The sequence below is a fragment of the Deltaproteobacteria bacterium genome (genome assembly GCA_011375175.1).
In the GTDB taxonomy this organism is placed as follows: Bacteria; Desulfobacterota; GWC2-55-46; order GWC2-55-46; family DRME01; genus DRME01.
This window is the reverse complement of record DRME01000078.1, coordinates 23653-48857: the sequence shown is the minus strand read 5'-3', so window position 1 is coordinate 48857 and position 25205 is coordinate 23653. Positions and strand designations below refer to the sequence as shown.

The following is a 25205-nucleotide window of genomic DNA, read 5'->3' as shown; positions in this document are numbered from 1 at the left end:
TTTTTCCATCTTTTTCTCGGAGAAATCTCGTTCCGCTTCAACCACAGAGACGAGGACATTTTCCCCTTGATTTACAGGCTGTTAAAGCGTACCGGCTATAACGAAATACAACAACTTTTGGTCCGGAATCGTTAGGTATTACCTTCTTTTTTTCAAAAAAAGAAAGTAGGAGCGGGGGTGATGGCGGCCGTGGATTGATTTGAGCCGCGAGGTTTCGACGTGGGTGTATATCTGGGTGGTGGAGATGTCGCTGTGGCCGAGGAGGGTCTGGACCATGCGCAGGTCGGCGCCGCGGCTTAGCATGTGGGTGGCTATGGAGTGGCGGAGGGCGTGGGGCTTGACCTTGGCGACGTCTATGCCGCAATGGAGGGCGCGGCGCTTGAGGCGCTGCCAGAAGTTCTGGCGCGTCATGGGAGCGGCCCGCCCGGTGACGAAGAGGTAGGGACTCTCCCCTCCCCGCAGAAGCTCCCGGCGGGGGCCCTTGATATAAGTGGTGACGGCGGCCATGGCCTGCTGGCCGATGGGGACGAGGCGCTCGCGGCCGCCCTTGCCGATGGTGCGGACAAGGCCGTTCTGGAGGTCGAGGTCGTTCAGCCGAAGTGAGACGAGCTCGGAGACGCGCAGGCCCGTGGCGTAGAGGAGCTCGACCATGGCGCGGTCGCGCCGGTCGAGCGCGCCGGTCCCTTCGGCCTCGATGAGGCGCTCGGTCTCCGCGAGGGTGAGGACGGCGGGAAGACCGGGCCTTATGCGCGGCATGTCGACGAGCTCACAGGGCGAGGAGTCGAGGCGGCCTTCGGTGACGAGGCGGCGGTAGAAGCCGCGAAGGGCCGAGAGGGTCCGGGCGTAGGAGCGGGGCTTTATGCCCTGCGAGGCCAGGGTCCGGAGGAAGTCTACGACATGGACGGGACGGGCCTTGAGCAGGGATAGCCCCGAGGCGGTGAGGTGGGAGGCGAAGGCTACGAGGTCGCGCCGGTAGGCGGCGGCCGTGTTGAGCGAGAGCCCCCGGCCCGCCACGAGCTCCTCGATGAATTCCTCCACGAGCGCCCGGTCAGCCGGCGACGGCGCTTGTCTCTTCACCATCGGCGCGCCTTTCTATCACGTCGCAGAGGGCGGTCTTGATCTTTTCGAGCCGTTCCTTGAAGTATATCTTCTGGCCGAATATGTCCTTGACGTAGAAGATGTCGGCCGCCTCGTCGCCGCTGGTCGTTATCTTGGCCACGTGGATGAATAGCCCCAGTGTCGTAAGGAGGCTCGTGATGTCGTGGAGGAGTCCGAGCCTGTCCTGTGTGCGGATGTCTATGACGGTGTAGACGTCGGAGACGTCGTTGTCTATGAGCACGCGCGTGGGGACCCTGGGTTTTGTCCTGAGGTCCAGGATGGAGGGCTTGCGCCGGGCCAGGAGCTCTTCCACCCTCGCCCGGCCGGTTATTACCTCCGTCAGCTCGCGTTCGATGCGTTCGAGTCTTGCGGCGTCCTCGATGAGGGTGTCGTAGCTGCTCTTGACCTGGAGGACGTCGATGACCACGCCGTTTCGCAGGGTGTTTATCTGTGCGCCGAGGATGTTGACCGAGTTGGCGGCGAGCACGCCGGCCATCTTGGCGAAGAGGCCGTGGGTGTCGTAGGTGCAGATGGTGAGTTCCGTGTAGGCCCGCTCCTTCACCTGCCGGACCTTCATGACGAGGGGGCGTCCGCCGAGGCTCCTTGCAAGCTCCATGTGGGCGGCCACGGCCTCGGGCGGGGTCGCCAGGAAGTAGCGTTTCGGGAGGAGTCCGAAATACTCTTCCACGTAGGCGGGGTCCACGGCCGTGGCGAGGGCGCGTATCTCGCTCTTGCGGGCGTCGAGCCTCTCCTGAGCGTCCTCGATCTCGAAGGTGCCGCGTTCGATGACGGCCCTGGCCTTGAAGTAGAGTTCCTGGAAGAGCGCCCCTTTCCAGCGGTTCCACACGTCGGGGCCCACGGCCCGCACGTCGGCGAAGGTGAGCAGGTAGAGGAGGTCGAGTCTTTCGGGGCTGCCCACCTTTCGGGCGAAGTCGAGGATGAGCTTGTCGTCGTGGAGGTCGCGGTACTGGGCCGTATCGGCCAGTATGAGGTGGTTTCCCACGAGGAACTTCACGTGGCGGGCCGCCTCTTTCGGCAGGCGGAGCCTGCGGCAGATCTCTACGGTCATCTCGGCGCCCCGCTCGGCGTGGCCCCTGCCTCCGGCCTTGGCGATGTCGTGGAGGAGGACGCCGAGGAAGACGACGGCCCGGTCGGTCACCTCGCCGTAGAGGCGGGCGAGGAGCGGAAAGCGCGAGGCGTACTCGTCCGTAGAGAGCCGTTCGAGCTCGCGCACGGCGAAGAGGGTATGGATGTCCACGGTGTAGATGTGGTAGCGGTCGTGCTGGACCTTGCAGTGGATTTCGCCGAACTCGGGGATGAGCTTGTCGAGCAGCCGGAGGTTGTGCATCTCCCGCAGCGTGTCGAAGACCCGCGGTCCCCGCAGTATGTCGAGGAAGTCGGCCGCCGCCTCGGGCTCTTCCCTCGCCGACTCCATGCGCCGCAGGTTCATGAGGATCACTTCCCTTGCCGGCTGGGAGAGGCCGACGCCGTGCTCCTGCATGCGGCGGAAGGCCCGTATCATGACGGCCGGTCTTTCGGCCACGGCCCTCTCCCTGATGAAGAGCTTGCCGTCGCCGATGGAGAAGTCGTCGTCGATGGGTCTTGGACGCCGTTCTCTCCAGAAGGACCTGCTCTTCTGAGCGTGGATGGTCCGCGAGATGACGAGCCCGGAGATGTGGCTTACCGTCATGGCGTGTCTGTAGTACTGCTCCATGAAGGCCTCGACGGCGAGGCAGTGGGGTTTGTCCCTGAAGCCGAGCAGCCGCGCTATGCGCTCCTGGTGGTCGAAGGTGAGCTGGTCGGTCTTGCGGCCCGTGTCGAAGTGGAGGTCGTTGCGCACCCAGAAGAGGAAGTCCACGGCGTCGCGTATGCGTCGAAGCTCGCTCTCGCTCAGAAGTCCGAGGGCGGCGGGCTCGACCAGCGGGTCCCCTCCCCTGGCCTTGGCTATCCAGCAGGCCGTGTGGAAGTCGCGCAGCCCCCCCTCCCCTTCCTTCACGTTGGGCTCGAGGATGTAGACCGAGCCGCCGTATTTTTCGTGGCGGCGGGCCTGTTCCTCGAGTTTTTCGTTGATGAAGGAGTCTATGCCGCCCCTCTTGAAGAGACGGGCCTTTACGGCCTTGTAGAAGTGGTCGTAGAGCGTGTTGTCGCCCGTTATGAGGCGCTGGTCGAAGAGCGAGGTCAGGGTCTTGAGGTCGGTTCTGGCAAGGGACAGGCACTCGTCTACGGAGCGGATGCTGAAGCCCATGTCCAGGCCCGTGTCCCAGAGGACGTAGAGCATCTTCTCGTTGAGCGCCTCGAGCTCCGGGGTGAGACGCTTTCTGTAGAGGAGCATGAGGTCCACGTCGGAGCGGACGTTGAGCTCGGCGCGGCCGTAGCCGCCGAGGGCCACGAGAGCCGGCTCGTCGCTCACGGGGTTTTCCTCGAGCAGCGAGCGCAGGAGCGCGCGAAGGAGCTCGTCGACGAGGGCCGTCCACGCTGCCGTCACCTCCCTGCCCGATGCTCCGCGGCCGTGGCTGTCGTGGAGGCGGTCCAGTCCCCGGCGCAGATGCCGCTTGAAGAGGGCGGCGCGGTCGGCCGTCTCTGTGAAGGACTCCATGAGGGTCCTGTGGTCAAACATCGTCGGCTTCATCGATATAGCGCAGCACGCCGGCAGCTATGCCCCTGGCGAGCCGTTCAAGGTAGTTTCGGCTGGCCAGGCGCTTTTCCTCGACGGGGTTGCTGATGTACGAGACCTCGACGAGTATGCTCGGCATGGGCGTGTGGGCGAGGACGTAGAAGGGCGCGCCCTTGACGCCGTTGCCCTTGATCCCCTTGTAGCGCGAGGCGAGGTTCCTTATCACCGAGTCCTGGACGAAGGAGGCCATCCGAATGGAGAGGTCCCGGCTCGCCGTCATCTGGAGGTCGAAGAGGATGTACTGGAGGTCGCTCATCTCCTTGACGGTCGTGTTGTTCTCGCGGGCGGCGATCTCCAGGGCCTTGCGGTCGCTCGTCTTGCTCGGAAAGTAGGTCTCTACGCCCGAGGCTCGCCGTCTCGGACTGGCGTTTGCGTGGATGGAGACGAAGAGGTCGGCGTCGTGCTTTATGGCCATGCCCGCCCTCTCCTCGAGGGGGATGAAGACGTCGGACGAGCGCGTGAGGATTACGCGCAGGTCCTTTCTCGTCCGGAGTTCGGCGGCCACGAGCTTTGCAAGCCTGAGCACCACGTCCTTTTCCTTGAGCCCGCGCCTTCCTATGGCGCCGGGGTCCTTGCCGCCGTGTCCCGGGTCGATGAGTACGACCTTGCGGCGGGCGGCCCCGGGGGCCTGGCGCCGTGGGGGAGCTGCCCGGCCGCGCACCTCGCCCTTGCCGCCCCCGCGGCCCGGCCCACCCCCGCCCTTCCCTCTCCTCACGCCCTCCACGTCTATGACGATCCTGTAGGGATTTTTGAGGGCGTAGACGCGGTAGGACTCGATGCTCTCGATGTCGAGCACCACGCGCACCGTGGTCTTCGTGTTCTGGCCGGAGCGCACGCGCAGCAGCAGGCCGTCGTTTATGTCGATTGAGCGGGGCAGGCCGCCGCCGAGCACGGCCGGCCTTATATCGACGTAGAGACGGCGCGGCTTGTTTATGGAGGGGTCCTTTTTGAGGAGGTGGTCCTTGAAGGACGCCTCGGCGTCGAGGCCGATGACGACGCGGGTGTGGCTGGGGTTGGACCAGTGACGTATCTCTTCGACCTTCACCGCCGCGCCGGCGGTCCCGGCGAAGGAGACCGCCGCCGTGAAGGATAGCGACGCCAAAAACAAGGCGGCCCGCCTCGAGGCCGCCTGAAGGAGATGAGTCATTGTACTGTACGCCCCTGTTCTCTTCCCTGTACGGCGCCTCTTCCGGCCGCGCCGGCTCGGCTCACGGCTCGATCAGTTTCTTGAGCCTTGCCAGGTGGTTCAGGGCCTCGATGGGAGTTGTGCGGTCGGGGTCTACGGCGCGAAGCGCCTCGCGCAGGGGGTCGCGGTGTCCGAAGAGCGTGGGCTGGACCGCGCGAACCTCGCCGCTCTCCGTGCCCCCCTCCCGCGCCGCCTCGCCGCCGCTCCCGCACACTGCAACCCTCCGGGCGTCAGCCCCGCTGGCTGCAACCCTGGGGGCGGCAACCCTGCGGGCGGCGACCCTCGGCATCCCCTCTTCGTCGAACTCGCCGCTTTCGAGGTTTCTCAGCAGTTCCCTGGCCCTCTCCACCACCGGACGGGGCAGTCCGGCAAGGCGCGCCACCTGTATGCCGTAGCTTCTGTTGCTGCCGCCGGGCACGACCTTGCGAAGGAAGATGACGCGGTCGTTCCATTCCCTCACCGCCATATTATAATTTTTTGCCCCTTCGTTTGTCAAGGTGATGTCCGTGAGCTCGTGGTAGTGGGTGGCGAAGAGGGTCTTGGCGCCGAGGGTCGAACGGTCGAGGACGTACTCGGCCACGGCCCAGGCGATGCTCAGGCCGTCGAAGGTCGAGGTGCCGCGCCCTATCTCGTCGAGGATGATGAAGCTGCGCGCCGTTGCGTTGTTGAGGATGTTGGCCGTCTCGTTCATCTCCACCATGAAGGTGCTCTGGCCCCTGGCCAGGTCGTCGGAGGCGCCGACCCTGGTGAATATCCTGTCCACCACGCCTATGGAGGCCTCGGCGGCGGGGACGAACGAGCCTGTCTGGGCCATGAGGACGATGAGGGCGTTCTGGCGCAGGTATGTGGACTTGCCCGCCATGTTAGGCCCCGTAAGTATCAGGAGGCGCCGGTCCTCGTCGAGTGTGAGGTCGTTGGGGACGAAGGGATCGGCCGAAGGGTCGTCGCGGAGCATGGCCTCCACCACGGGATGGCGGCCCTCGGTGATGGCGATGGAGTAGCCGTCGTGGACCCTGGGCCTGGTGTAGCCCATGGTCTCGGCCGTGTCGGCCAGCGAGACGAGGGCGTCGAGACTTGCGAGCCTGTCCGCCGTGGCCTGCACCCTGGGCGTGAAGCCCGCCACCGAGCTTCGCAGGGCGGTGAAGAGCTCGTGCTCCAGGGCCTTTATCCTCTCCTCGGCCCCGAGGATCCTCGACTCCCACTCCTTGAGCTCCGGCGTTATGAAGCGCTCGGCGTTGACGAGCGTCTGCTTTCTCGTGTAGTCGTCGGGCACGTTTGCGAGGTTGGCCCTGGTGACCTCTATGTAGTAGCCGAAGACCTTGTTGTAGCGCACCTTGAGGGATGCAATGCCCGTGCGCTCGCGCTCCTTTAGCTCCAGGCGCGCAAGCTCGTCCTTTCCGCCGCTTCCCACGGCCTTGAGCGAGTCGAGCTCGGCGTTGTAGCCCTCCCTGATGACGGGGCCGGAGCCGAGGGCAGGGGCGGGCTCGTCGACGAGGGCCCCGGCTATCAGGGCCGCGGCCTCGGGCACGTCGTCCAGCTCGGAGAGCGAGCGCAGCAGCCCGCAGGAGAAGGCCCCGGAGAGGGTCTTCTTGAGCTCGGCGACCCTTTCGAGGGTCGCGCCCAGCGCGCCCACGTCCCGCGGCGACGCCGTGCCGGCGGCCACGCGCCCCATGATGCGCTCCAGGTCGTAGACGCCGCGGAGAAGCGAGCGCACCGCGGACCTCGTCTCCGGCGCGGCGATAAGCTCCTCGACGGCGTCGAGACGCCCGTTTATGGCCCCCGGATCGACGAGGGGAAAGAGGAGCCAGGAGCGGAGCCTGCGCGCGCCCATGGCCGTGGACGTGCGGTCAAGGAGCGAGACAAGCGTGCCCTCCCTACCGCCGTCGCGCATGTTCTCCGTGATTTCGAGGTTTCGCCGCGTCCGGTGATCGAGGACGAGGAAGTCGTCGGTGAAGTAGGGGGTGAGCCGCCCTATGTGGGAGAGGCCGCCGAGGTGGTTGGCCTTCACATAGGCAAGGAGCGCGCCTGCCGCCGACACGCCGGCGTCGAGACCGGCGCAGCCGAAGCCGTCGAGCGAGGCCACGCCGAAGTGCTCGGTCAGCGTCTTCTCGGCCGTCGCTCTCCCGAAGTCGTAGGCGTCCATGAGGGTCACGTTGTCCACGGGACGGCCTATGGACCTGTCGCGCTCGCTTATGACGAGCTCCTTAGGGGCGACGCGGCCGATCTCGTCGAGGAGGGCCCTGAGCCCGCGGGTCTCGGTGACGCGGAACTCGCCGGTCGTCACGTCCATGTAGGCGAGGCCCGCGGAGTCGCCGGAGACGAAGGCGGCGGCCACGAAGTTGTTGCCCCTCGAGTCGAGGTACTCCTCGTCCATGGCCACGCCGGGCGTTATGATGCGCTCCACGGCCCGCTTCACGATGCCCTTGGACGCCGACGGGTCTTCGACCTGCTCGCAGACGGCCACCTTGCGGCCCGCCCTGAGCAGCCGCTTTATGTACTCCTTGGCCGCGTGGTGGGGCACGCCGCACATGGGCACCTCGCGGTTCTTGTCCCTGGCCGTGAGCGTGAGGCCCAGGACCCTGGAGGCCGCCTTGGCGTCGTCGTAGAACATCTCGTAGAAGTCGCCCATTCGGAAGAAGAGGATCGCGTCGCCGCAGCGCTTCTTGATCTCCATGTACTGGCGCATGGCCGGGGTGAGCTTCTTAGACATGGGACGATACGTCAGACTATCCAGTTTCTGAGCTCGAAGTCCTCGGTCGGGACCTCGACGGAGAGAAAGCCCTTGGCCGGCCAGCGCTCGGCGCCCTTTTCGCCGGCGTCGACGTTGAGGAAGAGCCATATGCGGTCTCCGGGAGCCGCGCCGAGGAGGTCGAAGGGGACGCCCACCTCGACGACGTCGCCCGAGGCGGCGAGCCCGATGGGCTCCGGCTCGCTCCACCGTCCCGCCTCCTCGTTGCGGCGGACGAAGGCGGCCTCAATCTCCGCGCCCCGGACCTCGAGCTTCGCCCTGAGTCTTGCGGGCCTTATGAAGTTGAGCACACAGGACCACTCGATCTCGCGGGGATCGACGTCCTCGCGGTAGTCGAGCCTGAAGTAGAGGACGTCGCGGCTGAAGCCGTAATAGAGGGCTTCGATGAGGCCGCCGCCGTGCGATTCCTTGTGCATGGCGCCGCCGTAGTGGACACGCTCGATCCTGCCGGCGGCGAGCCATTCGTAGTAGTTCGTGATCTCGCCGTCGATGGCGGGCTCTATGAAGGCCGAAGGCTCCTGCGCGGGCGCGAAGGCGTGCTCCCCGGTGCTTATGGGCACCTCCAGCTCCACGGGGGGGTCGACGCCTATGAGCTCGTATATCTTCATGACGTAGCGGCGGAAGAGGAGATCGAAGTCCCGGTCGTTCATCGAAGAGTGGTCGTCGCCGTACCACCAGAACCAGTCGCTCCCCTCGGCGGCGTAGAGTGTTTTCCAGGCCTCCTCGAAGCGCGCCTTCTCCTGCTCGTAGACCCCCCTTTCGCGGGCCTCGCTCTCGGCCCCCACAAGGGCGGCCCTGGCGTCGTGAAGAATGTCCCAGGCCCTGTTGTCCTCGCTGTGGCCTATCCATATCCTGAAGCTGTGGTTGATCCACGACCCCGCGTAAAGGCGCGGCAGGGCCTCGCGGCGCGTCCGGCCCTCGAGGAACTCGCCGAGGGTCACGCAGCGAAGCCCCGGATGGTCGGTGAGCGCCGTGTAGAGGGCCCTGAGGAAGTCGTGGCCGTCGCGCCTGTAGAACTCCCAGGCGTTCTCGCCGTCGAGGATTATGCTCACCACGTGCTCCTCCGGGTCCTCGACGAGGTCGCGGCAGAACTCGAGGCGCGAGACCATGTCGGCCGCCGCCCTCTCGCCGTCCATCTTCGAGTATTCGAAGCCTATGAGGTCGCTGAGCACGCGGTCGCGGAAGACGAAAGAGAGGTCCTTGGCGTCGATGGAGATGTGATAGGGCCTGTAGAGGAAGGGGTCCGTCGTGCGGCCGTCCACGTCGCGGGGCACGGCGCGTCCCAGCGAGTGGGAGAGTATCTCCTCGTCGGTGGCGGTCCACCGGATCCCCTCGTCGATGAGTATCTTCGCCACCTCCATGCTCACCGACCCCTCGGACGGCCACACGCCCGCGGGCCGCCGGCCGAAGGTCTCCTCGTGGAGGGCGATGGCGCGGCGCAGCTGCTCGCGGGCGTCCTCGGGGTGGCGGAAACGGTTGCGGGGAAGCGGCGTGTCGGGCATGGCCTCGAGCGCCGCGTCGCGGTCGCAGAGAAGGGGCATTATGGGGTGGTAGTAGGGCGACGTGGTGAGCTCGACGACGCCGCTTTCGGCCATCTCGCGATACTTGGGGATGATGCGGTTTATTATCTCGATCTGCTTGTCCAGCACAAGGCGCTTGTCCTCTTCCGTGAAGTTGCGGCCCTTTTCCACGAGGCGGCGCAACTGCCCGTCGGCCTCGCGGATCGTCGGGTCGATCCAGACGAGGTTGTAGAGGACCTGGAGGTCGAGGAGGTCGCCTTCGGTGAAGTAGCGGGCCGCCGCGTCGAGCATGGCGTCGTCGCACGAGAAGCCGCGCTTTTCGAGGAGTTCCCAGAACCGCGGAAAGGGTCTTATCATGGTCTCCCAGCTGGCCTGGAAGAAACGCTCCACGATGAAGCGCCGGGCCGCCGGACCGAGCTCCGAGGCCTTCATGGCGCTCACGCTCCGCACCCTGTCGCTCACCCCGCCGGAGCCGTAGTCGCCGAGCTGTTCTATGAGCGAGGGGACGAGGTTGAAGGTCTGGCGGACCTGGGGGAAGTCCTCGAGGATGGCGACCATGTCGTAGTAGTCCTTGGTGCCGTGGAAGAGGACCCAGGGCAGTATGTACTCGCCCGTAAAGGGGTCCTTGTAGACGGGCTGGTGCATGTGCCAGTAGAAGGCTATGTTGAGCCTGCCCCTCATCTCGCCCCCAGGACCTGGAGCGTTCCCCTGTCGGTGAGCAGGGCCACGTGTCCGTCGGAGACGGCGGCGGCCGTCGAGACGGTGGAATCGAGCCTCGTCGTCCAGAGGCTCCGCCCGGACTCGATGCTCAGGGCCTCGACGTAGCCCTCGGTCCAGGCAAGCCGCTTCCAGCCCAGGGGGTAGCGCTCCCTGTTGTAGAGCAGGAAGAGCTTGTCGGCCGTGACAAAGAGCGAGGAGACCCTCATGGGTCCGAGCGGCCTCTTCCAGAAGACGTGTTTCGTCGCGGCGTCCATGGCGAGCGCCGTATCGCCGCCCACTATGAGCAGTGTAGCGCCGGAGAAGAGGAAGTCCCGGACCCCGAGCCCCCCGATGCGGTCGATCTCCTCTCCCGTGGCCGTATCGACGGCTACGAGCGCGCCCCCGCCGTCGACGACGTAGACGGCCCCCTCCCTCACAAGCGGCGTTCTGCGCGCCGGCGGCGCGTGGCGGGGGTCCTCTATGACGCGCCTCGTCCACAACTGCTTGCCGCTCGAAGCGTCGAGCGCGACGAGAAAGCCGTCGGAGAAGAGGACGAAGACCCTCCCGTCGCCGAGGGCCGGGGAGGCGAAGAAGCGGGGGATGAGCGCCGGCTGCACGCCCCGGTCGTAGGTCCAGAGTTTTTCGCCGCTGCCGGCGTCTACGGCGTAGAGCCTGTTGTTCGACGACGTGAAGAAGAGGACGTCCGAGGCGCGCACGGGCGAGGAGATGACCTCGGAGCTCGCCTCGTAGCTGAAGATCTCCCGGCCCGTCTCGGCGTCGAGGCAGCGCATCACGCCGTCGGCCGAGCCGAAGAAGACCCGGCCGCCGTCGACCGTGGGCGGCGACTCCAGCGGGGCCCCGGCCTCGTAGACCCAGAGCAGGTTCCCCGTGGCGGCGTCGAAGCGGTAGAAACGGCCGTCGAGCGAGCCCACGTAGAGCGAGCCGTCCCGAAGCGCCGGGGCCGAGAGCTGGGGACCTCCTCTCTTGTGCAGCACGTCGAAGTACGGCGCCACGTCGCGCCTCCAGAGCGCTCTGAGCGGCACGTCGAGCCGCTGGGCCGAGGCGCTGCGGCGCTCGTAGTCGGCCAGGTAGGTGGGCCACGACTGCCGCCACTCCACGGACTGCGCCGCGCAGCCGCTCACGGCGAGCAGCACGGCGGCGGCGAGGAGCCTACGGGGCGATACGTTCAAGCAGTTTCTCGGCATTTTTTCGTATCCTGTTGAAATCCCTCGATCCGAGGCCGGCGCCCATGACGACGAGCCTGGCCTTCTCCATGTCCATGAGGTCGGCCGGGCCGTGGGCGTCGGTATTGACCACGAGCCGGGCGCCGTGCTTTACGGCCATGCGGGCCACGTGGCCGTTGGCCAGCGAGTGGCCCTTGCGGCTCGTGAGCTCGAGGGCCACGCCCCTGTCGGCCGCCATGGCCGCCGCCCTCTCCGTTATGAGCCCCGGATGGGAGAGGAGGTCCACGCCGGCCTTTATGGCCGCGAGATTCGTACCCGGCGCCACCGGCTCCACCGGCGTCTCGCCGTGGCAGACGACGAACCGCGCGCCCAGCCGCCTGGCCTCCCTCACTGCGGCGGCGATCCTCGACGGCGGGACGTGTGTTATCTCCACGCCGGCCACGACCTTCAGCCTCCCGCGCCCGCGGGCCGCCGCCCCCGTCACCTTCAGGACCCCGCTTATGACGCACTCCATGTTGGATTCGTCCACGTGGTCCGTTATGACGAGCCCCCTGTAACCGGCCACCTCGGCCCGCCTTATGAGCTCCGAGGGTATGAGCTCTCCGTCGCTGAGCATGGAGTGGGTATGAAAGTCTATCACGTTATCCCCCTTTGAGCAAACATCCAGACGTCCCGTCCCGTCGCGCCCCCGCCCCCTCAGTCGGCTTCCCCTTCGCGGCCGTGGCAAAGAGGGGATCACTTCGCTGCAGGGCTCATGGTGCTCCGCCCGCAATGACCCCGTCTCGCTCTCCCCCTCTCAGAAGGCCTCCTCCCTCAGGAGCCTGTCGAAGTAGGCCCGGAAGAGCGGCTGGGCCGGGTTGGCCGCATGGGGGTCGAGGGTGTGGAGCTCTTCTGAGTGCCCGAGGCCCAGTGCGGACCTGAGTTCCTCGGCGGACGCATCTTCGCCGTCGGCCCGGACTATGTGCAGCACCGGCAGCCGCCGCCTCGAAAGGATGTCCCTCCTCATGGCGGCGAGGCCCGCCGCCCCTTGCGCTCCCCCGCCGCCGAGCACGAGGAAGAGCCCCGCCAGGTCGCTTGAGAAGGCGCGCCACAGCGGCCCCATCTGCTCCACCGTGGGGACGAGAAAGAGCACGAGCTCCAGTCCGCATCGCAGCTTTATGCTCCCGGCCTCGCCGACCGCCTCCTCGCCGGGCCGGCACGTGCGGTTATAGCTGCGGAAGAACTCGGGCATGGGCTTGCAGGCGTCGATGAAGCTGTGGAGCACACCGGGGCCAGGGGCGGCCACGAAGAGCTTGGCCTTCACTCCGGCCGTCCTCTCCCGCCCCCGCTGCCTGTAGCGGGGACCCGCGGCCGCCGCCACCTCGCCCGTAAGCTCCGCTATCCGCTCCATCACTCTCGCCTCGTCGGCGGCCTCTATGAGCGCGTCACCGCTCTCGCCGGCCTTCACCTCCTCGAGTATGCCCTTCTTCATGAGCGAGAGCACCGTCTGGTAGACGATGAAGTCCGGGTGGGAGGCGTTCTCCACGATGTCGCTCACCTTGCGGTAGAGGCCAGCAAGGCTGAGCGTCTCGTAGATGACCGGCTGCAGGCCCTCGGGGAGGGTCTTGGGGTCGACCTTGACCTTGACCAGCGAGTTCTCGATGGGAAAGCTCTTCATGAGCTTTGCGAGCTCGTCGATCTGCCTGCTCCCCTCCATCATGAGGCTCTCGGTGGAGCCCCTGAGCCTTCGCCCCTCGGTGACCGGGCGGGAGACGAACTCGAACTTGCCCTCGTGGAGGCCCATGAGGCGGTAGAAGGCCTTTTCACCCGCCGTGTTCCCGTAGGTGGCGTTGTATACGTCGCCGTCCTTTATGGTGACCACGCCGCGGGTGGAACCGTGTTCGATGCGCAGCTCCCCCTCGCGGCGGTTCATCTGGAGCATCTGCAGCAGGTCGGGAAGCGACATGTAGGCGAGGTCGCCCGCTATCTGCGACGAGCCCCGCGAGCGCCTCTCCCCGGCGGAGAGCATCTGCATGAGCCTGCCGTACACCTCGTCGAGGTAGAGCGGCCTGAGAAAGAGGAGATCGCTTGCCTGGTTGAAGCCCTTCAGCTCCACGTGGGTGTCGGCGATGAGGACGAAGTGGACTCCCGATGCATGGGGGCTTGTGCGCAGGAGATGGAAGATGCGCTCGCCGTTTATGGTGGGCATGTTGATGTCCACTATGGCGAGGTCCGGGCCCAGCCGCGTGGCAAGCTCCACGGCCTCGGCCCCGTCGCAGGCCACGATGAGCTCGAAGCCCCTGGCCGAGAGGTAGTCGTAGAAGAGCGACCTCTCGCGCTCGTCGCTCAGTGCCAGTAACGCCTTGACGCGGGCCATCTCAGAACTGCTCCTGGAGGTTGTAGTCGCGCTGGAGCTTGGTGATGAGCCCCTCGACGAGACAGGGATCGGAGGTGTGAAAGCAGGAGTACTGGCCTCCCCAGCTTTCGCTTGCGATGACGGCGTAGGCCGTCTCCTCGCTGAAAAAGAGCGTGAAGAAGGTGTCGCTCAGCCTCAGGTCGCCTATGTGGATGGGCACGGCGCCGGTGATCTCCCAGTCCATCTCCTCCTCCTTGCTCACCACGAATATCCTCGTCGCCGTCTCTCCAACGGACCTCAGGAGCTTGAGTATCGGCTGATCGGGCGTCGTATCGCCGAGACCGAGGTACAGGATGCCCCTTTTGTCGGGACTGCGGATCACCTCCTGGATGACCATCTCGGTGAGCCTCTGGAGAAGGGAGGTGGGGAACTCGAGTCCCTCGCCGGTGTCGAAGCAGGCGTAGTCGAGCCCCTCATTCGTCACGCCCTTGAGCTGCGCCAGTATCTCCCAGAAGAGTTTTCCCTCCAGGCCCATGCGCTCCCAGAGCGAGCGGGAGCGCTGGGCGAGCCGTTTTTCGGCGGCGCCGACGAGCTCCCCGAAGCCCCTTGCGTCCCTGGGGAAGGTGGCGTGCGAGATGTGTATGCGCCTGCAGAGCCCGCCCGCCGCGGCGGCGGCCGCCTTGCGCAGCTTCCTGACCACGTTGAGCGAGTCGAAGTAGTCGGTGTGGGGCAGCACCATCAGCAGCCGCTCCTCGTCTATCATGCCGGCCACGTCGCAGTCCCTCGTAACCGACAGGATGGGAGGCAGCACGCCCTTGAGAAAAGAGGCGAGCTCTCCCGGCTGACCGCCCTCCCCCCTGTCGAAGTGCACCAGCGCCACCGAGAAGCTCGTGCCGAACCGCTCGGCCCGGCAGCTCTCTATCCTGCCGTACTCCTCCACGAAGAGGCCGTCATGGAGTCTGCCTCGGAGTGACTGCTTCGCTCTCTCCTCCACGTAATCGATTCTCCCGACAAAGGCGGCCCTTGTGCGGGCGGGGCTGCGGGCCGGACACGACGGCGGACTGCGCGATGGAAGAGGCGTCCCGGCGGACGTCCGACGGGCGAACGCCCGCCGCCCGGCATACCGGCACGGGGCCGGGGGATGGAACGCCTCCCCGCAGGGGGAAGAAAGGGCGGCGGGACTGCGCAGGCGATCCGGAGCCGCCCCAATGAACGGCCCGGCCGCGCCGGGCCAGGGCGCCTTCTACATCTTGTACTTGCCGAAGTCTTCGGGCGAGAGGGCGTCGAGCATGTCGAGCCACTCCTTCGAGCTCTTCTCCCCGCCGGAGCCGCCGGCGCCGGCATCGCCCGAAAGATCGATCTTGCGCGACTTGTCGAGCACCCTGGTGTCCACGTATATGGGCGACTCGGTCCTGAGCGCAAGCGCTATGGCGTCGCTGGGGCGGGCGTCTATCCTGTGCGTCACCCCGGCGGCGGTCATGTGGATGGTGGCGTAGTAGACGTTGTCCTTTATGTCGTTGACCTCCACCTTGTCGACCGTTGCGTCCACGCACCCCAGGATGTTGCGCATAAGGTCATGGGTCATGGGCCTCGAAAAGGTGATCTTCTCGATCTCGGTCGCTATGGCGCTGGCCTCGAGGATCCCTATCCATATGGGCAGCGCCTTCTTGTTCTCCAGGTCCTTGAGTATGATTATGGGTGCGTTGGTGAACGGGTCGACCGTGAGACCGGAGACCCTCATCCTCACAAACATGACACGCTCCTTTCATTGCAGAACCCCCGCAAGGAGTTCGCATAGGCGTCGGTAATCGTTACGTCCACCAACAGGCCGCGGCGCAGCCCCGGCCCTGGAAAGTTGACCACCCTGTTGCACCCGGTCCTGCCCGTCCACTCCGAGGGGTCCGCCTTGCTCGGTCCCTCGACGAGCACTTCCACGGTACGGCCCACCATGGCCCGGTTCTTCTCCGCCGCGATCTCTCTTTGAAGCTCCTGTAGCTGCGCAAGGCGCGAGGAGCTCACCCCGCCGTCCACGGCGTCGGGAAAGGACGCGGCCGCCGTGCCGGGCCTGGGCGAATACCTGAAGGAGAATATGGAGTCGAATCCCACCTCCTCGACGAGCGTCATGGTGGCGCGGAAGTCCTCGTCGGTCTCGCCGGGGAAGCCTACTATGATGTCCGTGGTGAGGGCCATGTCGGGATAGAGGGCCCTTATGCGCTCCACGGCGGCCATGTAGCGGGCCCTCGTGTATCCCCTCCCCATCCGCTCCAGCACCCGGTCCGATCCCGACTGGACCGGCAGGTGGAGGTGGCGGCAGAGCCTCGGCTCCTCGCCGAAGAGCCCTATCAGCTCCTCGGAGATGTCTTTGGGATGGGACGTGACAAAGCGTATGCGCTCCACGCCCTCCACCGAGGCTACGAGCCTGAGCAGTTGCGGAAAGGTTGTGTCGCCGCCCGAACGCTCGCCGTAGGAGTTTACGTTCTGGCCTATGAGGGTGACCTCGCGCACACCGCCGGCCGCGAGCCTTCGTATCTCGTCGATTATGTGGGCCGATGGCCTGCTCGCCTCGCGGCCCCTCACATAGGGGACGATGCAGTAGGTGCAGAAGTTGTCGCAGCCCCGCATGATGGGCACGAAGGCCCTCACCGCCGACCTCTCGAGCGAGTAGGCGCGGAACTCGTCGTCCTCGATCCCTTCGCTCAGCTCCACGGCCGCCACTCTCTCGCCGCCGCGCACGCGGTCCACGAGCTCACCTATGCGATGGACGTTGTGGGGGCCGAAGACGAGGTCCACGTAGTCCATGCGCCGCAGGGCCTTCTCGCCGAGCTGCTGGGCCACACAGCCTGCAAGCCCTATGACGACTCCCGGCCTGCTGCGCTTGAGCCTCCTGAAGCGGCCCGCCGTGCTGTAGACCTTCTGCTCGGCCTTGTCCCGTATGGAACAGGTGTTTATGAGGATCAGGTCGGCCCGCTCCGGGCCGTCGGCGGCGCGATAGCCCTCGGCCGCCAGATAGCCGAGCATGCGCTCCGAGTCGCTCTCGTTCATCTGACAGCCGAAGGTCTCGATGAAGACGTATCTCTCCCCCTTGCTCTCGGTTCTTTCCATATCGACCACCGGTGTAAGATATCCATGAAAGGGGCTTTTCCCCGAATGGGACTTCGTCCCGAATGGGACTTCGCCCCGAATGGGACTTCGCCCCGAATGGGACTTCGCCCCGCGGTCCCGTCGGGATCCCCGCCGGAGAGCTTCGGCGTCCCCGCGACTCCCGCCCCTGTGGAGGAACGCGGCCGTCAAAGGTCCTGAGGGGTCGGGGAAGTCCTCGTGCACAGAGGCGGGGTCATCCCCCGTGGGCCTTTCTTTCGGACTCGGACGGCTTGACGACCCAGGCGCCGGGCAGTCTGAACTCCTCGGAGAGTCTCTTCCCGGCCTTGGCGGCCTCGTCGCGGGAGGCGAAGAAGCCGACGCGCACCCTGTACCATCTCTGGCCGTCCTTTACGAACTCGGTGACGTAGGCGTTGTGTCCCGCCGCCTTGAGGCTGCTCATCACGTCCATGGCCTCTGGCTTGTAGAGGAAGGAGGCGAGGTTGACGGCGTAGCGCCCCTTGCCCTCGGCCGGGGTCGCGCCGGCCCCGGGCTTCTTCGCGGCCGGCGCCCTGGAGGCGAGCTTCCCGGCGACCTTCCTCTTCGGCGTGACCGCGGGCTCCTTTGCCGGCGCCGGCCTGTAGGCCGGGGCCTTGACGGTCTTTTCGGGCTCGACCTTCTTCTCCGGCTCTTTCACCGGCCGGGCCGGTTCGGGCGGAATGTCAATCTTTATGCGCTTTGATACCGCAAGGGTGCCGCCGCCGGGCTGGGGCTGCCGGGGAGCCGGGCCGGTGAAGACCACGACGGCGACCAGCACCGCCAGCGCCGCCGCGACGGCGAGGACAAAGAGATTCCTGTGCTCCTTGATACTATCAAGCGCGCTCAATTTTCCACCTCCTTGGCGGTTCGGCCGGCAGGCTCACCGGGCCCTTACCTCAATAAGTTATACCATGGCAGGACCCTTGTCAAATGAAAGATTTTACAGCAGGGTGGTCGAAAATTCAAGGGGTTATAGAGGCGGCGCCCCGGCGTGGAAGGCAAAAAAAGGGGAAGACCCCCTGGTCTTCCCCTCGCGCCCGCACAGGCCGGCCCTGCTCAGCCCACGTAGCTGCACCGGGAGGCCGGCGTTCTGGTATCCATGTTGCGTCCCCTGTTTATGTGGTCGTCTATCTCGGCGGCGCAGCCTATCATCCTTCCGAAGAGGAAGGTGGTGAAGGCCGCCGTCTCCACGTCCCCGTCGGCGATCTCGCCGGCCTCGTAGGCCTCCCACACCATCTTGAGGAGCACGACGGCGATGACGGCGTCGACGTTGACGCAGTAGACGTTCCTGGTCACCTTGGCCTCGTAGAGCGACTTCACGAGCGTCTGGTAGAAGTCGAGGAAGACGTTGTATATGCCCTTTTCCTCGAAGAGCTCGCTCACGAAGCGCTCGCGGGGGTCGTAGTTGACGGGCTTGCCCTTGAAGACCGGATGGTTGATGCAGGGGATCTTCATGTAGTTGATGTTGCCCACGGCCTTCTGCTCGGCCTTGTACTGGCTGTACCACCGGGCGTACTCGTCGGCCACGGCCTTGAGGTCCACGCCGTGGGACCTGTCGGAGGGGTCCTTGAGCCCCCTGCCTTTGAAGCGCTCCATGAGGAAGGCGATGGCCTCGTAGCCGTTTCCTCCGTGGGCGAAGCCCGTGTGGGTGAGGAAGCCGGTGAAGGCCTTGTTTATCTGCACCCGCCTCGTGTCCTCGGGGCCGTCGGCGCTAACGGCGCCCTTGCAGCCCTGGGCCGATATGGTGCCGGGGCCGTTGGTGATGATGAGGCCCATGAGGGTGGAGAACTCGAAGATCTCGTTCTCCGCGGGGCGCCTGCCCGTGAGGGCGAAGAAGGCCGTCTCCGTGAAGGTCCAGGAAGCGGCGAGTTCCTCGTCCGACACGCCCATGAAGGTCCCTTCCCCGTGTCTGTCGGCGGGCACGCTGCAGCCGACGATGGTCGAGAAGAGACGCGAGTACCAGGGCAGGGCCGTGAAGGTCGCCGTGCTTATGGCCTTGGCCATGAGCGGCTTCCAGGCAAGGGTGGCCCATATGGCGGCGAGCAGGGCCTGCGAGGCGGGATTGCCCGCCGAGGCCTCCTTCACGAAGTCGATGAAGACCGATCTCACGCCCGAGGCCTCGATGCCCTTGGAGAGCACCTCGGCGCGGCGGCACGGCCCGGAGGCCGTGAGCAGGCGCTTGTGCTCGTCGGTCAGCGAGGAGAGCCGTCCCGAGAAGTCGAAGTCGGCGGAGGGGTCCTTGAGCCCCGAGTGCTGGAAGAGGTCGAGCAGGAGCTCGGAAGCGGCGAGGGCCCCGGCCACCTTGCCCTTGCCCATTATGGAGACGGCCGACGAGATGACCGTGTTGGGCGAGTTCCCGGCCTCGCGCGCGGCGTCGGCCGCCGCGGCCGCGCCGTCGCCGTGGTGGTTCACGTAGGCGTTGAAGGCCGTGTTGGCGAGCTTTCTGCCCCCCTCGTCGGGATAGCCCTTCAGGAGCGAGAGCACCAGGTTCTCCTCGAGCGAGCGCTTGGAGGCGTCCAGTATGGAGACGCCGTGGATCTTGGAGACCTGGGTCTTGGGGTCCATCATGGAGGCGCCGGAGGCGTCCTTCATGGACTGGCGCGGATACTGGGCGCCGATGAGCCTGTTGACGGCCTCGATCTGCTCGTTGTATGGCGCCACGGCCTCGACGGGCTCGACGGCTATCTCCTTCGGGATCGGCAGCCCCGCGTCGCCGGCGAACCAGCACTTGAGCGAGAGGTCGCCCTTGGGCTCGAAGTCGGGCTCCACGCCGTTGAGCTCCATGACCCTGGTGAGGGCCTCGGGTATGTGGGCGATGTTGGTCACGACGGCGCCCCTGGCCGTGAAGACCGGGTTCTCCGGCGTGTAGATGCCGTCCACGCCGAAGTACTCCATGAACCACTTCTCCTTGGCCGCCGCGTCGTCTCCCGAGCCCGCGAGGCTTCCGGCGTGGCCGCAGGCCTTGGTGAGCCTCGCCTTCCAGCGGCCCACGACGCACGCAACGGTGGGCTTGTTTATCTGCAGGCCGTGCTCGTAGTAGCCGCCGGGCTCGACGTATATGACGGCGGCCTTGCTGCGCTCGTCGTTGTCGAGGGCGTTGAAGAACTCGCGGGGGGCGAAGTGTATGTAGACGTCCTTGCCGCTCGATATGGACGTGGTGGTGCCCCATCCCTTGGTGAGCAGATAGACGGCGATGGTGGTGGTGAAGTTGCCGGAGTTGGAGTAGATGGCCACCGAGCCCTTGACCAGCGATTCTTCGGGCTTGCTGCCGCCCAGGGCCCCGCCTATGCGCACGCCGTTCCATGCGTCGGCCACGCCGAGGCAGTTGGCGCCGAAGACGTCGACGCCGTTGGCCTGGCATATGGCCCTGATGGTGCGGGCGTCCTTGACCGAGACCTTCTCGGTGATGATTATCACCTTCTTAAGGTCCGGGTTGTGGCGCACCGCCTCGGCCACACCGTCCTTCACGCCCGCGGGCGGAAGGTATATGACGGCGGTGTTGAAGTTGTGGCCCGCCTTGCGTCCTTCCTTGATGGAGTTGTAGACCGGTATGTCGCCTATGGGGGTCTCGAGCACCTGGCCCGAGCGGCCGGGACTGGTGCCGAATACGACGTTGCCGCCCGAGAAGGCGTGGCTTGTGGGAGTGACCGTGCGGCTCTCGCCGCCGAGTATGTTGAGCACGCATACCCGGTCCTCCCTGGTGGCCACCTCGGCCAGCGAGTTTATGCCCACGTAGTAAGGGAATTTTTCGATGCCTTTCTTATGCATGGTTCTCTCTCGTCCTTTTCTTCGCGTTTGCGTCCGCCCGGCGAGCCGGGGACCCGATGAGCCGGGGACTCGATGAGTCATAGACTCGATGAGCCGTGGACTCAGACCTGCGCCGCCCTCTCCTCGAAGAGCCTGCGGCCCTCGGAGGCCATCCAGTCGTCGACCTTTATGGCGTAGTTCACGACCTCGCTCATTGCGCTGTCGTGACCGAACATCCGGTAGGGCAGCTTCAGGTTGTCGAGCGTGTCGCGCAGATAGGCCATGCCGCGCACCAGGTTCGGTCCTCCGCGGCCCACGACGACGTAGAGCGGCGTGGGGCCGTAGGTGTTGAAGTGCTCGCGCAGGGCGTCGGCCATGGCGCGGAAGGTCTCGTAGATGTCGGTGTTGTTGGCCTTGCCGCCTATGATGAAGAGCACGTTGCTCTGGGCGAGCCAGTACTTGAAGCATATCCGGGCTATCTGCTTCATCTTCTCGTAGGGCGGGTTGCCGCCGAAGTCGGACGATATCGTGGCCCGTTCGCCCAGGAGCTCGGTGACCAGGGCGTTTGCGCCGCCGCCGAAGGTGGGCGCCGTTATGGTGCCGTGGGGGTTCATGACGAAGACGTCGCTCTGCCCCTGGTAGGTGCGGAGCTGGTTTATCTCCTGCTCGAACTCCGAGTAGTCGGAGGCGAAGAGGTGGGCCGGCAGTTCAAGGCGTTTCCAGGCCGGGTCGTCTATGTCGAAGGAGCACTTGAAGTCGCAGGCCACGGGCACGAGCCGTCCCTTATTGTTGGGGCTCATGCGTATGGGGTTGAGCTCTATCATGCTCATGCCGTAGTTGTTGAAGAGGTCCCAGAGCTTGGGAAGGTTCTGCACCAGGGGGCTTATGATCTCCCTGGGCGCGCCCAGCTCCTGGAGGGCGTTGGAGACGTGGAAGCTCTTGAGCCCGGTGAGCGGGTCGAAGGGGACCTGGGCGAGCTTGTCGGCCGGGAGCTCCTCGATGTCCACGCCGCCGTGGTGGGTGATGGTCATGGTCGGGGCCCTGTAGACCGTCGAGTCGGTTATGGAGAAGTAGACCTCGTGGTTTGCCGGCACCCCTCCCTCGAAGGTCACGCCGTCGGCCTTGGCCGTCTGGTTGGCGAAGCGGTGCTCCACGAAGTAGAGGCGCTCCTTTTCCTTGAGGGCCGTGGCGATGTCCTTTGCCCGGCCGATGAGCCCGGACTTGCCCTTCTTGCCCACGCCGCCCTTGAATACGGGCTTTATGAAGACCTCTCCGGCCCGCGCGATGAGGTCCTTGATCTCGTCGACGCTCGCCTCGGGACCGAGCACCTCGGCCGCCGGAAAGTCGACACGGCTTAAGAGCTTGCGGCCCCAAAGTAGACCTGTAAGCTGCATCTTTCAACCTCCCTTGTTCTGCCCGGCGGCGGCTCGGCGGCCGGCCGTGCCGGATACCCCCGCGGTGGCGGGGGACGTTTCAACCGGCGGCCCGGCCGCCGTCGGGACTAAATCGAGTCGATTATGGCGTTGAGAGTGTCGCTCGGGCGCATGGCCTTCGAGGTCTTCTCAGGGTCGGGATGATAGTAGCCGCCTATGTCCTGTGGCTTTCGCTGGGCGCCGACAAGCTCGTCGAGGATCTTCCGCTCGTTGTCGGAGAGCTTGCGGGCGACCTCGGCGAAACACTCCCGGAGCTCGGGGTCGTCGCTCTGGTCGGCCAGGGCCTGGGCCCAGTACAGGGCCAGGTAGAAGTGGCTCCCCCTGTTGTCGAGTTCTCCGAGCTTTCTCGCCGGCGTCCTGTTGTTCTCCAGTATGAGACCGTTGGCCTTGTCGAGCGCCGAGGCCAGCACCTCGGCCTTCTTGTTGTCGAAGGAGCGCGCCAGGTGGTGGAGCGACTCGGCAAGCGCCAGGTACTCGCCCAGCGAGTCCCACCGCAGGTACCCTTCCTGGAGGAACTGCTGGACGTGTTTGGGCGCCGAGCCGCCGGCTCCGGTCTCGAAGAGGCCTCCGCCGTTCATGAGCGGCACGATGGAGAGCATCTTGGCGCTCGTGCCGAGCTCGAGTATGGGGAAGAGGTCGGTCAGGTAGTCACGAAGGACGTTGCCGGTCACCGATATGGTGTCCTTGCCCTCCCTTATGCGCTCCAGCGAGAAACGCATGGCGTCGACGGGAGCCATGATCCTGATGTCGAGCCCCTCGGTGTCGTGGTCCTCGAGATAGCGCTCGACCTTGGCGATGAGCTGCCTGTCGTGGGCCCTCTGCTCGTTTAGCCAGAAGACGGCGGGAGCGCCGGTGGCCCTGGCCCTGGTGACGGCCAGCTTCACCCAGTCGCGTATGGGCGCGTCCTTTGTCTGGCACATGCGGAATATGTCGCCTTCCTCCACCCTCTGTTCGAGGAGCACCTTGCCCGATGGGTCGACGGCGCGGATGACGCCGCTTCCCGGGGCCTGGAAGGTCTTGTCGTGGGAGCCGTACTCCTCGGCCTTCTGGGCCATGAGTCCCACGTTGGGCACGCTCCCCATGGTGGCCGGGTCGAAGGCGCCGTTCTTCTTGCAGTCGTCTATGACGGCCTGGTAGATGCCGGCGTAGCTCCTGTCGGGGATGACGGCCTTGGCGTCGTGGAGCCGGCCGTCGGGCCCCCACATCTTGCCGCCGTCACGGATCATGGGCGGCATGGAGGCGTCTATGATAACGTCGCTCGGCACGTGGAGGTTGGTGATGCCCTTGTCGGAGTTGACCATGGCGATGTCGGGCCCCTTCTCGAGACACGCCTTGATGTCGGCCTCTATCTCGGCCCTCTTGTCTTCGGGCAGCGCCGCTATCTTGGCGTAGAGGTCGCCGAGACCGTTGTTGGGGTTGACGCCGAGCTCGGCGAAGAGGTCGGCGTACTTCTCGAAGACGTCGTTGAAGTAGACCGAGACGGCGTGGCCGAAGATGATGGGGTCGGAGACCTTCATCATCGTAGCCTTGAGGTGTATGGAGAAGAGGACGTCCCGCTGCCTGGCGTCCTCGATCTGCTCGGCGAGGAAGTCCCTCAGCGCCTTGCGGCTCATGACCGAGGCGTCGATGACCTCGCCGGCGAGAAGGGGGGCGCTCTTTCTCAGCTCCGTCGTCCCGCCGTCGTCGGAGACGAACTCTATCCTGAACTCCGTGGCCTCGGGCACGGTCGTGGACTTCTCGCCGCCGAAGAAGTCGCCGCCGCTCATGTGGGCCACGTGGGCCTTGGAGTCGGGGCTCCAGGGGGCCATGCGGTGGGGATTCTTCCTGGCGTAGTCCTTTACGGCCTTTGCGGCCCTGCGGTCCGAGTTCCCCTCCCTGAGCACGGGGTTGACGGCGCTGCCGAGCACCTTGCCGTAGCGGGCCTTGATCTCCCGCTCCTTGTCGTCCCTGGGCTCCTCAGGGTAGTCGGGCACGTTGTAGCCCTGGCTCTGGAGTTCCTTTATGGCCGCCTTGAGCTGGGGCACGGAAGCGCTGATGTTGGGCAGCTTTATGATGTTGGCCTCCGGCTTCTTGACGAGCTCGCCGAGGAGGGCGAGGTCGTCGGGCACCCTCTGTTCCTCGGTGAGGCATTCGGGGAAGTTTGCCAGTATCCTGCCGGCAAGGGAGATGTCCTTTGTCTCGACCTCGATCCCGGCCTTGGCCGCATAGGCCCTTATTATGGGGAGCAGCGAGTGGGTGGCGAGCATGGGAGCCTCGTCCACGGCCGTGTAGATAATCTTTTCAGACATGGGTACAACCTCCTCTTTGCTTACTCGTGAACACGGGCGCCGTCCCGCCTGGCGGGGACTCGGGCGCCGTAGCCCGGCCGACAAAAAAACCGTCCAAGGCGCTAAAAAACAGGATGGGACTGTTTCCGTTGTTAGTGCCCAGACGGTCGGCTCGTTATTACTTCCGCTCCCCGGTGGTGCCCCACCTTATTCCCCGTCAGTCACGGAAGTGGTGTGGTTTGTTTTTGGAGCGTCCCTTTTAATACAAACGCATGGGGTTGTCAAGCAAAAAAGCACTGAGGGAACCTTTTTGTAAAAAGGTTCCCTCAGACTCCCTCCAAAAACTTTTAACGCCCTGCGGATCATCCCGGTTTTGCAAGCAAAATCGGGGTGATCCGCAGGGAACTGAAAGTCTTTGAAGGGGGTGTCTTGCCCGCATCAGCCGCCAGGCGGGGCGGTCCTCCGGAGGTTCGGGCCGCAAAGGCGTAAAAAATCCCGCCTGGCGCGGGCCGAACCTCCGGAGGACCGCCAAGCAGCCGAATGACATACGAGGGCGCCGCGGGGAGAACGTGGGGCCTATGGCCCTTCTGCAGAAAGTCTCCCCCGGCGTGGTTGAGCGGTGTCAGTCGCCGAAGCGCGGTCTGAGCAGGCGGGCCGTCTCCTCGAGGTGCTGGGGGATGACGCGCGTGTCGGCGAGCACGGGCATGAAGTTTGTGTCACCGCCCCAGCGCGGAACGACGTGCACATGGAGGTGGTCCTCGATGCCCGCGCCGGCCGCGTTGCCGAGGTTCATGCCTATGTTGAAGCCGTCGGGGCTGAAGGCCTCCTTGAGCACGGAGACGGACCTCTGGACGAGGCTGAAGAGCGAGGCCGACTCGTCGCCGTCGAGGTCCTCGACGGCGGCCTTGTGGCTTGCGGGGGCGATGAGGATGTGGCCGTTGCTGTAGGGGTATTTGTTGAGCATGACCGTTGCGAGCGCCTCGCGGCGCAGCACCAGTCCGTCGGAACCAGGCGGGCCGGCCGACGCCGCGTCGCAGAATATGCATCGAGGCGGCTGCCTGTCGGCCTCAGCGATGTATTGAAGGCGCCAGGGGGCCCATAACTGCTTCATAGCCTGACACTCGGCCTTCCCGGTAGACACGCCGCATGGGGGCCTCGCAGCGGCAAGAGATTGGTAAAGGGCGAGGACTCTTCCT

General features: G+C 65.5%; 16 protein-coding genes. All 16 read right to left on the bottom strand.

The annotated features are described in order from the left end of the window. Window positions 1-138: 138 nt before the first annotated feature. Complete coding sequence (xerD, locus tag ENJ37_06970; protein HHL40229.1) at window positions 139-1080, bottom strand: site-specific tyrosine recombinase XerD; 942 nt, start codon at window positions 1078-1080, stop codon at window positions 139-141. Then, on the bottom strand, window positions 1049-3727 hold the full coding sequence (gene glnD / locus ENJ37_06965) for a [protein-PII] uridylyltransferase (GenBank protein HHL40228.1): 2679 nt from the start codon (window positions 3725-3727) through the stop codon (window positions 1049-1051). The genes xerD and glnD overlap by 32 nt, the downstream gene beginning before the upstream one ends. Beyond that, on the bottom strand, window positions 3708-4919 hold the full coding sequence (locus tag ENJ37_06960) for an N-acetylmuramoyl-L-alanine amidase (protein ID HHL40227.1): 1212 nt from the start codon (window positions 4917-4919) through the stop codon (window positions 3708-3710). The genes glnD and ENJ37_06960 overlap by 20 nt, the downstream gene beginning before the upstream one ends. A gap of 61 nt (window positions 4920-4980) precedes the next feature. Continuing rightward, entirely contained in the window at window positions 4981-7797 is a 2817-nt protein-coding gene (gene mutS / locus ENJ37_06955) for a DNA mismatch repair protein MutS (protein ID HHL40226.1), read from the bottom strand. Then, window positions 7680-9908, bottom strand: a complete 2229-nt coding sequence (locus ENJ37_06950) for a glycoside hydrolase (protein HHL40225.1) — start codon at window positions 9906-9908, stop codon at window positions 7680-7682. The genes mutS and ENJ37_06950 overlap by 118 nt, the downstream gene beginning before the upstream one ends. Next, window positions 9905-11131, bottom strand: a complete 1227-nt coding sequence (locus ENJ37_06945) for a hypothetical protein (protein HHL40224.1) — start codon at window positions 11129-11131, stop codon at window positions 9905-9907. Before ENJ37_06945 ends, ENJ37_06950 begins: the two co-directional genes overlap by 4 nt. Then, entirely contained in the window at window positions 11097-11750 is a 654-nt protein-coding gene (locus ENJ37_06940; GenBank protein HHL40223.1) for a histidinol phosphate phosphatase domain-containing protein, read from the bottom strand. The genes ENJ37_06945 and ENJ37_06940 overlap by 35 nt, the downstream gene beginning before the upstream one ends. Window positions 11751-11906: 156 nt before the next feature. Next, entirely contained in the window at window positions 11907-13466 is a 1560-nt protein-coding gene (locus ENJ37_06935; GenBank protein ID HHL40222.1) for a DUF4388 domain-containing protein, read from the bottom strand. Between the two features lies 1 nt (window position 13467). Continuing rightward, window positions 13468-14439, bottom strand: coding sequence for a hypothetical protein (locus ENJ37_06930; GenBank protein ID HHL40221.1), 972 nt, complete (start codon window positions 14437-14439; stop codon window positions 13468-13470). Between the two features lie 249 nt (window positions 14440-14688). Then, window positions 14689-15198 carry a bifunctional nuclease family protein gene (locus tag ENJ37_06925; protein HHL40220.1) on the bottom strand — a complete coding sequence of 170 codons (510 nt, stop codon included), beginning with the start codon at window positions 15196-15198 and terminating at the stop codon, window positions 14689-14691. After that, a complete protein-coding gene (gene miaB, locus ENJ37_06920) occupies window positions 15189-16547 on the bottom strand; it encodes a tRNA (N6-isopentenyl adenosine(37)-C2)-methylthiotransferase MiaB (GenBank protein HHL40219.1) in 1359 nt (452 codons plus the stop codon). The genes ENJ37_06925 and miaB overlap by 10 nt, the downstream gene beginning before the upstream one ends. 232 nt (window positions 16548-16779) lie before the next feature. Next, window positions 16780-17409 (bottom strand): hypothetical protein, encoded by a 630-nt coding sequence (locus tag ENJ37_06915; protein ID HHL40218.1) that lies wholly within the window; start codon window positions 17407-17409, stop codon window positions 16780-16782. Window positions 17410-17618: 209 nt separating this feature from the next. Next, entirely contained in the window at window positions 17619-20330 is a 2712-nt protein-coding gene (locus ENJ37_06910; GenBank protein ID HHL40217.1) for a CoA-binding protein, read from the bottom strand. A gap of 101 nt (window positions 20331-20431) precedes the next feature. After that, window positions 20432-21703 carry a carboxylate--amine ligase gene (locus ENJ37_06905; protein HHL40216.1) on the bottom strand — a complete coding sequence of 424 codons (1272 nt, stop codon included), beginning with the start codon at window positions 21701-21703 and terminating at the stop codon, window positions 20432-20434. Between the two features lie 107 nt (window positions 21704-21810). Next, entirely contained in the window at window positions 21811-24030 is a 2220-nt protein-coding gene (locus ENJ37_06900; GenBank protein HHL40215.1) for an NADP-dependent isocitrate dehydrogenase, read from the bottom strand. Window positions 24031-24631: 601 nt separating this feature from the next. Then, window positions 24632-25120, bottom strand: a complete 489-nt coding sequence (locus ENJ37_06895; GenBank protein ID HHL40214.1) for an HIT domain-containing protein — start codon at window positions 25118-25120, stop codon at window positions 24632-24634. Window positions 25121-25205: the final 85 nt, after the last annotated feature.